General features: G+C 32.9%; 10 protein-coding genes and 1 pseudogene. 2 read left to right on the top strand and 9 right to left on the bottom strand.

Features of this window, described 5'->3' with window-relative positions:
• Both SA378_RS01725 and murB read right to left on the bottom strand, forming a co-directional pair.
• Positions 1–562, bottom strand: a 562-nt coding sequence (locus SA378_RS01725; protein ID WP_318524267.1) for a PHP domain-containing protein, incomplete at its 3' end; no start/stop codon positions are given.
• 73 nt (positions 563–635) lie between these two features.
• A complete protein-coding gene (gene murB, locus SA378_RS01720) occupies positions 636–1,562 on the bottom strand; it encodes a UDP-N-acetylmuramate dehydrogenase (protein WP_318524266.1) in 927 nt (308 codons plus the stop codon).
• A gap of 249 nt (positions 1,563–1,811) precedes the next feature.
• On the opposite strand from murB, the gene SA378_RS01715 reads away from it, so the two are divergent.
• Positions 1,812–2,978 (top strand): M20 family metallopeptidase, encoded by a 1,167-nt coding sequence (locus SA378_RS01715; protein WP_318524265.1) that lies wholly within the window; start codon positions 1,812–1,814, stop codon positions 2,976–2,978.
• Here SA378_RS01715 and SA378_RS01710 read toward each other — a convergent pair.
• The 7 genes and pseudogenes from SA378_RS01710 to greA all read right to left on the bottom strand — a co-directional run bounded on the left by SA378_RS01710 (position 2,959) and on the right by greA (position 8,664).
• Positions 2,959–4,137, bottom strand: coding sequence for an NADP-dependent malic enzyme (locus tag SA378_RS01710; protein ID WP_318524264.1), 1,179 nt, complete (start codon positions 4,135–4,137; stop codon positions 2,959–2,961). The genes SA378_RS01715 and SA378_RS01710 overlap by 20 nt on opposite strands.
• 124 nt (positions 4,138–4,261) lie before the next feature.
• A pseudogene (gene rbr / locus SA378_RS01705) lies at positions 4,262–4,798 on the bottom strand (rubrerythrin).
• Positions 4,799–4,861: 63 nt separating this feature from the next.
• Entirely contained in the window at positions 4,862–5,107 is a 246-nt protein-coding gene (locus SA378_RS01700; RefSeq protein ID WP_318524263.1) for an RNA-binding S4 domain-containing protein, read from the bottom strand.
• A 39-nt stretch (positions 5,108–5,146) separates the two neighbouring features.
• Positions 5,147–6,217, bottom strand: coding sequence for a peptide chain release factor 1 (gene prfA / locus SA378_RS01695; protein ID WP_318524262.1), 1,071 nt, complete (start codon positions 6,215–6,217; stop codon positions 5,147–5,149).
• 42 nt (positions 6,218–6,259) lie between these two features.
• Complete coding sequence (prmC, locus tag SA378_RS01690) at positions 6,260–7,117, bottom strand: peptide chain release factor N(5)-glutamine methyltransferase (protein ID WP_318524261.1); 858 nt, start codon at positions 7,115–7,117, stop codon at positions 6,260–6,262.
• Complete coding sequence (locus SA378_RS01685; RefSeq protein WP_318524260.1) at positions 7,111–8,055, bottom strand: DUF1385 domain-containing protein; 945 nt, start codon at positions 8,053–8,055, stop codon at positions 7,111–7,113. Before SA378_RS01685 ends, prmC begins: the two co-directional genes overlap by 7 nt.
• Positions 8,056–8,187: 132 nt before the next feature.
• Positions 8,188–8,664, bottom strand: a complete 477-nt coding sequence (gene greA, locus SA378_RS01680; protein WP_318524259.1) for a transcription elongation factor GreA — start codon at positions 8,662–8,664, stop codon at positions 8,188–8,190.
• Positions 8,665–8,898: 234 nt separating this feature from the next.
• Here greA and SA378_RS01675 point away from each other — a divergent pair.
• Positions 8,899–10,670, top strand: a 1,772-nt coding sequence (locus SA378_RS01675) for a cation-transporting P-type ATPase (RefSeq protein WP_318524258.1), incomplete at its 3' end; no start/stop codon positions are given.

Below are 10,670 nucleotides of genomic sequence, written 5' to 3'. Positions count from 1 at the left end.
TTATTTCAAGAAGAGTACCTGTTTTTTCTGCTGTCCTGGCTATTTTATTAATATCAAGCGGTATTTTATCGCCAGGGTGAGTTAATATATTTATTTTATATTTATTCATTGCTTTAATAAAAGCTTCTGTGTTTTTTCTTGTCATTTTTTCATTTATTTTTTTATTGTACTTTCCTATATAATTCATTATCATGAAATTCCAAAAATCCCCTGTTGATGAAAACAAAGCTCCTAGATGGTATCCGCACAATATAATATCACAGTGCTTTAAAACTGCTTCATTTATGTCTGTCTTACCATTGTAATCAAGTATATTAGCTTCAACGCCATAAAGTATTTTCAGCTGTGGATACCTTTTTCGCATTTCTATCACTATGTTTTTTGCTTCGTTTATTTTGCTTTCAAGTATTCCATACATATAATGCTTTGGTCCGTGGTCAGTAATTGCTATTTCCTCTAAACCAAGTTCAATAGCTTTCTCAACTATTTCTTCAATAGTCGATTTGCCATGATTGCGTCTTGAATATGTGGAATGTATATGATAATCAGCTATTAATTTCATAAAAACCTCCTAACAATAGATTACATTTACTTATCTACGCTTAATCTATTGCCCCATCCATCATCATCAATAATTATAATTTTGTTCCTACTATTTTTATTTCAGGTTCTAAAATTATGCCAAACTTGTCATTTACAGTACTTATTACTATTCGCATGAGTTTAAGAACATCTTCACAACTGGCATTATCCCAGTTAACAATAAAACCGCTGTGTTTATCTGAAACCATTGCCCCTTTGTACTTAAGCCCTTTTAATCCGGCATCTTCAATCAATTTTGAAGCATAACCATTTTGTGGTCTTTTAAATGTGCTTCCGGCACTTGGAATATTAAGAGGTTGTTTAGTTGTTCTTTTTTCATTGAGTTCTTTAATAATCTCCATTATTTCATCCTTATTTCCATAGGATAATTCAAGTTCTGCTTCTAGAACAATCAAATCTGAATCAGTAATTTTTGAATGTCTGTATGTAAATTCCATTTCTTCATTAGTAAACTCATAAACATTTCCGTCTAAGTTAATGCATTTGACATGTTTAACCACTTGTTTCATCTCTCCGCCATAAGCACCGGCATTCATATATACCGCACCACCTAAATATCCCGGTATTCCGCTGGCAAATTCAAAGCCTGCAAGATTTTCCCTAGCAAGATATTTTGCAAGAGCTGACAACAGCACCCCTGCTCCAACAGTTACAACGTTGTCATTCCTTTCCATGTAGTTAAATTTTTCTCCTATTTTTACAACTGCCCCTTTGTATCCATTGTCAGATACAAGCAAATTTGTTCCATTTCCTATTATAAAACAATCTACACCATGTTTTTTTATCAGTTTTAGAACTGTTTTTAAGTCTTCTGTATCTTCAGGTTCCGCAAACAAGCTTGCAGGGCCTCCTATTTTAAAATAAGTGTGATTTTTTAAAGGCTCTTCTTTAAGAACAACTCCTCTTACGCATGAAGTCATTTCCTCATAAAGTTCATTAAATTTTGACTGATATTCCATTCTTTCACCCTTTCTAAATCATCTTACTACATTTTAACATTTCTTTGATATTTTTAAAAGATATATTTTTATTATTCTTTTAATGTGGAATTTTATAAACATACGCCATATTTTTTAATAGTTTAATTTGACATCATTTATCAATGATGATAGTATAATTATAATAACTGAATATATATTATAATGTATTAATACTCATTTATGCTAAAACTCAATTTAATTAATATTAATTTTTTAAGGAGACCGACTATGAAAAATAAAGTAATGGAATTAATTAACAATCTTACACCAGAACTTAATGAATTAAGTCTTGAAATTTACAACAATCCTGAATTAGGATATGAAGAATTTAAAGCATGTAAACTCCATACTGATATTCTTCGCAAGCATGGATTTACTGTACAGGATAATTTTTCAAATGTCGAAACTGGTTTTAAGGCTGAATACAAAAGCGAAAAGCAAGGTGTAACTGTAGCGTATATGTCTGAATACGATGCTTTACCTGGTATAGGCCATGGATGTGGTCACAATTTATTAGGAACTGTAAGCACAGGTGCCGGAATTATATTAAAGGAAATAATTGATGAAATAGGCGGAACAGTAGTTGTCTTTGGTACTCCTGCCGAAGAAACAAGCGGAGCAAAAGTTACATATGTGGAAAATCATGAATTTGACAATATTGATATTGCTCTAATAGCTCATCCCGGAAGCGCGTATACTAAAAGCGGCACATCACTAGCATTAGAACCTGTTCAATTTGAGTTTTTTGGAAAAACTGCACATGCTGCGGCTGCTCCGGAAAGAGGAATCAATGCATTAGATGCTGCTATCCAAACATTTAACAGTGTTAATGCATTAAGAGAACATATGCGCAGTGATTCTAGAGTACATGGAGTAATATTAGATGGTGGCAAGGCTGCCAATATAGTTCCCGATTATTCCAAATCGCAATTTTACGTTCGTTCTACTTCAAAATCTTACAATTTGGAACTGTTGGAAAAAGTAAAAAATTGTGCCAGAGGAGCTGCTCTTGCTACCGGCACTGAATTGAAAATTACTAAATTTGAATTTAATTATGACAATATGGTTACAAACGAAACATTATCAAATGTATTTACTGATAAAATTTATGAGGTAGCAGGAATTAAAATGAACGAACCTTCAAAAAATACGGGTTCTATAGATGCAGGTCAAGTTAGTCAAGTATGTCCTACCATTCATCCTTATTTTGATATAACAAACGATGTTAATATAATTCCTCACACAAGAGAAATGGCAAGCTCAACTTTGACAGACTATGCAAAAGAACAAATGAAAAATACAATAGCGGCTTTAGTATTAACGGCAGCTGAAGTTATCAAAAATCCAAAGCTATATGAAAAAATAAAAAATGAATTTAATAATGCTGTAGAATAAAGCTGTTTCCCCATGCTTCTGCAACCGCTTTTGCAACAACATCAGCAACTTTATTGTTAAATGGTCCTGGAATTATGAAATCATCTGCAAGCTGATCGTCTAGAACAAGTCCTGCAATTGCATATGCAGCAGCTTTTTTCATTTCTTCTGTTATTTGCTTTGCTCTGCAATCTAGTGCCCCTCTGAATATTCCGGGAAATGCAAGCACATTGTTTATTTGATTAGGAAAATCTGATCTTCCCGTTCCAACAACAGCCGCTCCTGCTTTTTTTGCAATGTCCGGCATAATTTCAGGAGTTGGATTTGCCATAGCAAATAATATAGAATCCTTGTTCATGCTTTTAACCATTTCTTCAGTAACTGAATTAGGTGCAGAAACCCCTACGAAAACATCAGCTCCCACCATGGCATCTTTTAAAGTACCTTTCATTTTTTCTTTATTAGTAATTGCTGCCAACTCAGACTTGTGTGCGTTAAGTCCTCCTTCACGACCTTCAACAACAATTCCTTTGCTGTCACAAGTTATAATGTTTCTTGCTCCCAAAGAAAGGAGCATTTTTATTATTGCTGTTCCAGCTGCACCTGGGCCATTCAATACAATTTTAACATCTTCCATTGATTTTTTAGTAAATTTCAATGCATTTATAAGGGCCGCTGATACTACAATTGCCGTTCCATGCTGATCATCATGAAAAACAGGAATATCCAAAATTTCCTTTAATCTGTTTTCTATTTCAAAGCACTTAGGTGCTTGTATGTCCTCAAGATTAATTCCTCCAAAAACAGGAGCAATATTTATTGCTGTTTTAATTATTTCTTCTATATCCTGGGATTTAACGCAAATAGGAAATGCATCAACACCTGCAAATTTTTTAAACAATACAGCCTTTCCTTCCATTACCGGAATTGCTGCTTCAGCTCCTATATTTCCAAGACCGAGAACTGCTGAGCCATCAGTTAAAACAGCCACAAGATTTCCTTTTGCCGTATATTTATATGCATCTTCAATATTTTTATGTATTTTTCTGCATGGTTCTGCTACGCCCGGTGTGTAGGCAATACTTAAATCATCTCTATTTTCAACTTTTACTTTACTCATTACCTCAATTTTACCTTTGAATGTTTCGTGCATTTTTAAAGCTTCTTCATTATAATTCATTTTTTTCTCCTTTAAGCCATTTTCGTCCTGTAATTATATCATATTTTAGCTATTCTTCAAGCCCTTATTTTCTACACAAAAAATTGCCGGCAATACCGACAATTTTTATATCAATAATTAAATTTTAATATGGTTTAGTATATAATTGGAAGTGTGCTTGAGGATGATCGCAAACCGGGCATACTTTCGGAGCTTCAGCCCCAACATGAATATGTCCACAGTTATCACACTGCCAAACCACTTATCCTTCTCTTTTAAATGCTTTGCCTGATTCAATATTTTCAAGAAGAGCTAAATATCTTTCTTCATGACCTTTTTCTATTGCAGCAATGCCATCAAATAGATAAGCTATTTTATTGAAACCTTCTTCTCTTGCATCTTTTGCAAAATTAGCATACATATCAGTCCATTCATAATTTTCTCCTGCTGCTGCATCTTTTAAATTAACAGATGTATCTGCAATACCATCATGTAATAATTTGAACCATATTTTAGCATGTTCTTTTTCATTTCTTGCCGTTTCTTCAAAATATTTACTGATTTGCACATAACCATCCTTCTTAGCTTGGCTTTGATAGTATGTATACTTTACGTGCGCCTGAGCTTCACCTGCAAATGCAGTCATCAAATTTTGCTCTGTTTTACTACCTTTTAACTCCATAATACACCTCTTCAATTTTTTTATTTATCTTCAACGCACATTATATACCCGTAATTTTAAATTTTAATCATTAATTATGCTGTACATTCCTTTATATTCATCTTTCATAACGTGTTCAAGAACTTGTTCCACCTTAATTTTCATAGGCTTAGAGCCAAATATAATTTCTATTTCATCACCGGTATTTATTTCGGTTCCTGGTTTTGCAGCTTTACCATTAACTAAAACTCTGCCTTGCTCACAAGCTTCCTTGGCAATAGTTCTTCTTTTAATAACACGTGCATTTTTTAAATATTTATCTATTCTCATATTGAAGCTCCAATCCTACCGTCTGCATCATTATTATTATTATTCTGATATATTTTTCAGTTTTTCTGCCTGGTCAGAAGTTAAAAGAGCGTCTAACATTTCCGTAATGTCTCCATCTATGAACGAATCAAGCTTATATAAGGTCAATCCAATTCTGTGATCGCTTACTCTTCCCTGAGGAAAGTTGTACGTTCTTATTCTTTCGCTTCTGTCACCTGAACCTACCTGACTTTTTCTTGCTTGTGCCTGCTCATCATTTTGTTCCTGCAGATATTTGTCGTAAAGTTTCGCCTGAAGAACTTTAAATGCTTTATCTTTATTTTTCAACTGTGATTTCTCATCCTGGCACGAAATTACAATGCCTGTTGGTATATGTGTAAGCCTTACAGCTGAGTCAGTAGTGTTAACACACTGTCCTCCGTTTCCTGATGAACGGAAAACATCTACTCTTACATCATTTGGGTTTATTTCTATATCTATATCATCTACTTCAGGCAATACTGCAACTGTAGCGGATGAAGTATGAATACGTCCGCTTGATTCAGTATCCGGAACTCGTTGTACTCTGTGTACACCGCTTTCATATTTAAGCTTTGAATATGCACCTTTTCCCCTTATAGAGAATATAACCTCTTTATATCCTCCTATTCCCTGCTCGTTTGTTGAAATGAATTCAGTTTTCCAACCTTTCCTTTCTGCATACCTCAAGTACATACGCAACAAATCTCCGGCAAATAAACCTGCTTCGTCTCCTCCTACACCTGCTCTTATTTCAACTATAACGTCTTTATCATCATTTGGATCTGTAGGAAGCAACAATATTTTAATTCCCTGCTCAAGTTCTTCTTGCTTTGCACTTAATTCCTTAATTTCTTCTTTTACCATTTCTTTAAAATCATCATCTAACTTTTCCTGAAGCATTGTTTTTGACTCTTCAAGCGCATCTTTTACTTCTCTGTATTCATTGTATTTTGATACTATTGGTTCAAGCTGCGCTTGTTCTTTCATGAGCTTTTGAAGCTTCTGCGAATCGCTTAAAGTTTCAGGATCTGAAATTTTCTCGCTCAATTCCACATATTTATCTCTTAATACTTCTAATTTATCTAACATTTTATACCTTATACCTCTCTAATATATATTCGTTTAATTAATTTAATAAGCAGTGACAACGCGATCGTTTCCGCCTAGGTCTTTGTCTACTTCTATTTTATTAAATATTTTCACATCATTAAATATTTTTGTAACAGTTTCTTTTTGATTGAAACCAATTTCAACACAAAGGATTGCATTATTTTCACGTATTTTTTCAAACACTTTGACAATATGCCTGTAAAAATCCAATCCGTCTTTTCCTCCGTCTAATGCAAGTTTCGGTTCATAAGTAGAAACTTCAACAGGTAAGTTTTTTATAATGCTCGTTTCAATATATGGAGGATTGGAAACTACTATATCATATTTATTATCCGAAAAATCTTCCTTGAAAATATCAGCTTTCTTAATTTGTATATTTTTCAAATTATGTTTTTTAATATTTATATTTGCTGTTTCCAATGCTATGTCACTTATATCAATCGCTGTAACAACGGAGTTTTTTAAATAATATGCAAGACTTATCGCGATAGCTCCACTTCCCGTACCTATGTCAAGTATTTTAATAGTTTTATCTTTCATATCACTGTTATTTACAATTTTAATAATTTTTTCAACTAAAGTTTCAGTATCTGGTCTTGGAACAAGAATACCTTCCTGTACATAAAATTCCAATCCCATAAATTCCTGTAAATTTGTCATGTACTGCAAAGGATAGCCGGCATCACGCTTTTTTGCCATCTGGTAAAATCTTTCGGCTAATAAATCATCTACTTCATCTTTTCTGTGCAAGTGTAAATAAATCTTATCTTTTTTAAACAAACAAGATAAGATTAACTGCACATCAAGCGAAGGATTATTGTAATCTCTCTGCTTTATTATTTCTATACCATCTTTTAACAATTTTTCAATTGTTACCATGTATCATCTTCTCCATTTTGTGGTATTACTCTTTTCATAGCTGTTATTGCTACTTCCATCATAGAATCATCCGGCTCACTGGTAGTTATTCTTTGAATTAAAAATCCCGGATATTCTATTATTTTTGTCAACACATTTTCACTTTCACATTTTCCCACATATCTGTTGAGTTCATATGATATTCCTGCAACTACAGGAAGCATCACAAGTCTTGTTACAAGTCTCATCATCGGATTAGGCCATCCGAAAAACGAGAATACTACAATACTTATAAGCATTACATTAATCATGAAGCTAGTACCGCAACGCGGATGAAATGTAGAATATTTCTTTACATTTTCAACTGTCAAATCTTCCCCATGTTCATAGCAATGTATTGTTTTATGTTCAGATCCATGATACATAAACACTCTTTTTATATCTTTGAGCTTGGATACCAGGTATACATATCCAACAAAAAGGAAAACCCTTATAACTCCTCCAATAAGGTTTAATAATATTATGTTTGTCACTAAATTCTTTAATAAATTAGTCAACAATGTTGGTCCCAATATAAATATACCTACTGAAAAAACTAAGGATATGATTACTGATACATATATTATTGCTGTATCTGCCTTATCCTTAAATACTTTTTTCAAGAATTTATCCAATGCATCTTCTTCATAATCTTCACCATAAAATTCTGCTGAATACATCAGCTCTTTTATCCCGCTAACAAGGGCGTCTATCAATACAAAACTTCCACGAATTAAAGGTAATTTAAAAAATTTATTTTTAAATAAAGAATTTATCTCACTTTCTCTTACTTCTATTTCGCCATTCGGCTTTCTAACTGCAGTTGCAATTTTATCGGGACCTTTCATCATTATTCCTTCAATAAGTGCCTGCCCGCCGATGCTGGTTTTTTTTACTTCTTTCAAAAAATTGTCGCTCATCTTGTCCCCTCTTCTATTATACTAATGCCATTATACAATTATTATGCAAATTCTTCAAGTTATTATTTTGAGTAGCCAGGTCATAAAAATATAAGCCTTGTAATATTGATACATCACAAAGCTTATTATTCCTTAACTCACTTCAAGTATTTCATACTTTACAACACCGCCCGGTGACGACACACTTATAGTTACCCCTTTTTTCTTACCTATAAGTTCATTGCCAAGCGGAGATAAATTAGAAATTTTATCTTTAACCGGATCAGCTTCCGTAGCTCCTACGATAGCATATTCGAGTATTTCATCAAACTCTAAATCTTTAATTTTTACTTTGCTCCCTATTTGAACTATATCTTTATTTTTTGCATTATGTTTTACTATTTTAACATGTTTTAATGTATGCTCAAGAACAATTATTCTGGATTCATTTTTATTTTGTTCTTCCTTTGATTCTTGATATTCACAGTTTTCGCTTAAGTCGCCTTCTTTTAGAGCCCCTTTTATTCTTTCTGCTATTTCTTTTCTAGTCTTTGTTTTTCTTGTTTCCAATTCATCAATAAGTTCTTTATATCCATCTTCTGTTACTAATATTTCTTTATTCTTCTCCATTTTTTCCACCTATTCTATTGCATCATTGAATTATATCTATTATACCCTAAAATTCAAAAAATTCAACGAATTTTTGTAAACGCAAAGAAATGAAATAATAATATTATCAGGACAATGTATATTTTCCGATTTGCTATTCTATTATAGAACTTGTCTTCATATATTAAATAAAAACAAGATGAAATATTGGGCAAAATAATGTTCCCAAAAGAGTAGAGGTGAAAAATGCATGCTATGAAAAATTCGAACAAAAGCTTCATAGGATTAAATGAAAAAAATGTTGAAAATTCGAGAAAGAAGTACGGAGCAAACATTGTTGAAGCCAAAAAAAGAAAGACATTTCTAAATCATTACATGGCTAGCTTCGGAGATCCTACAATTAAAATACTGCTGGTTGCTCTTTGCCTCAATGTGTTATTTTTTATTAAAAACTTCAATTGGTATGAATCAATTGGAATTGCTGTGTCAATTATTTTGGCAACTTTTATTTCAAGCATATCTGAATATGGAAGCCAGAAAGCTTTTGAAAAACTTGTGGAAGATGCGCAAAAAACAAAGTGCAGAGTTTGGAGAAATGGTGTTATTGAAGAAATATTTGTTTCTGAAGTTGTAAAAGGGGATTTTGTACAACTTGAACAAGGAGACAGAATACCAGCTGATGGTCTTTTAATAGATGGTCAAATTGATGTTGACCAATCTTCTTTAAACGGAGAAACAAAAGAAGCTCATAAAATTTCTGCGTCAATTTTAAATTATGATGACAGCAACAATAAAAGTCTTTCTAATCCAAATTTAGTTTTCAGCCCAAGCATTATATATCAAGGAACAGGCACCATGCTTGTACAATCTGTGGGCGAAAAAACATATTACGGCAATCTGGCAAAAGACCTGCAAGAGGACAAAAAAGACAGCCCGCTTAAGCAGAGACTGACTGAACTTGCAAGGTTCATAAGCCATCTAGGATACCTTGGTGCAGTCTTAATTCTTATATCTTCCTTGTTTAAATCAATAATCATGGATAACGGCTATAATATTTCTAATATTGAAGCTTATTTCTCAAATCCTTACATATTTGCTGGAGATTTTATAAGAGCAATAACACTTTCGGTAACGATTATAGTAGTTGCTGTGCCTGAAGGTCTTCCGGTTATGATTACAGTTGTTCTATCATCAAATATGAAACGTATGGTCAAGGATAACGTCTTGGTCAGAAAACTTGTCGGAATAGAAACTGCAGGGAACTTGAATATTTTATTTACCGATAAAACAGGTACATTAACAGTGGGCAAACTGCAAGTTTCAAAATTCATAACAGGAGAAGGAAATATATATGACAATGTAAACAATTTAAAAGAGCAAAAAAATCTGTGGAAAATTATTTATATTTCTTCAATTTACAATATCAGTTCAAAGTTAGGCTACAATGAAAAAAAACAAATGCCGATTGGAGGAAATTCAACTGACCGGGCTATGCTTAATTTTGCATTGTCTTACCCATTAATTTGTGCAAATACAATAAAAACAGCTCATTTGCCATTTAACAGTATAAACAAATATTCGGCATCAACTGTTGAAGGAGATTTGAATCTCACTTTAATAAAGGGAGCTCCGGAAAAAATTCTTCCTTACTGCAGATATTTCTATGATAAAAACGGGACAAGGCTTGAAATAAACAATATTTTTTATATAAACAAAATTGTAAAAGATATGGCTTCCACAGGAACAAGAGTATTAGCACTTGCTACATCCAATAATAGCATTGACAGCATATCAAACGGATTTTCCAACTTAACACTTGTAGGTATTGCGTGCATCAAAGATGAACTCAGGCATGATGTATGCGAAAGTATTGAAAAAGTAACATCATCAGGTGTACAGGTTGTAATGATAACAGGAGATGGAAAAGAAACGGCAACAGCAATCGCAATAGAAGCAAATTTACTTGACACATCAAAGGGACATGTTGTATTGACATCAGAGGAATTAAATCGTCTGACTGATGATCA

Origin of the sequence: Sedimentibacter sp. (assembly GCF_033447055.1) — a bacterium.
Taxonomy (GTDB): domain Bacteria; phylum Bacillota; class Clostridia; order Tissierellales; family Sedimentibacteraceae; genus Sedimentibacter.
This window is presented reverse-complemented; position numbering and strand designations above follow the sequence as displayed.

Excerpts from the sequence above, each read along its gene's own strand:
- murB (WP_318524266.1), bottom strand. The coding sequence starts at position 1,562 with ATGGAATATCAGTCAAAATTTAATGAACTTTATGAGGAAATGACTTCA.
- SA378_RS01715 (WP_318524265.1), top strand. The coding sequence starts at position 1,812 with ATGAAAAATAAAGTAATGGAATTAATTAACAATCTTACACCAGAACTT.
- SA378_RS01710 (WP_318524264.1), bottom strand. The coding sequence starts at position 4,137 with ATGAATTATAATGAAGAAGCTTTAAAAATGCACGAAACATTCAAAGGT.
- SA378_RS01700 (WP_318524263.1), bottom strand. The coding sequence starts at position 5,107 with ATGAGAATAGATAAATATTTAAAAAATGCACGTGTTATTAAAAGAAGA.
- prfA (WP_318524262.1), bottom strand. The coding sequence starts at position 6,217 with ATGTTAGATAAATTAGAAGTATTAAGAGATAAATATGTGGAATTGAGC.
- prmC (WP_318524261.1), bottom strand. The coding sequence starts at position 7,117 with ATGGTAACAATTGAAAAATTGTTAAAAGATGGTATAGAAATAATAAAG.
- SA378_RS01685 (WP_318524260.1), bottom strand. The coding sequence starts at position 8,055 with ATGAGCGACAATTTTTTGAAAGAAGTAAAAAAAACCAGCATCGGCGGG.
- greA (WP_318524259.1), bottom strand. The coding sequence starts at position 8,664 with ATGGAGAAGAATAAAGAAATATTAGTAACAGAAGATGGATATAAAGAA.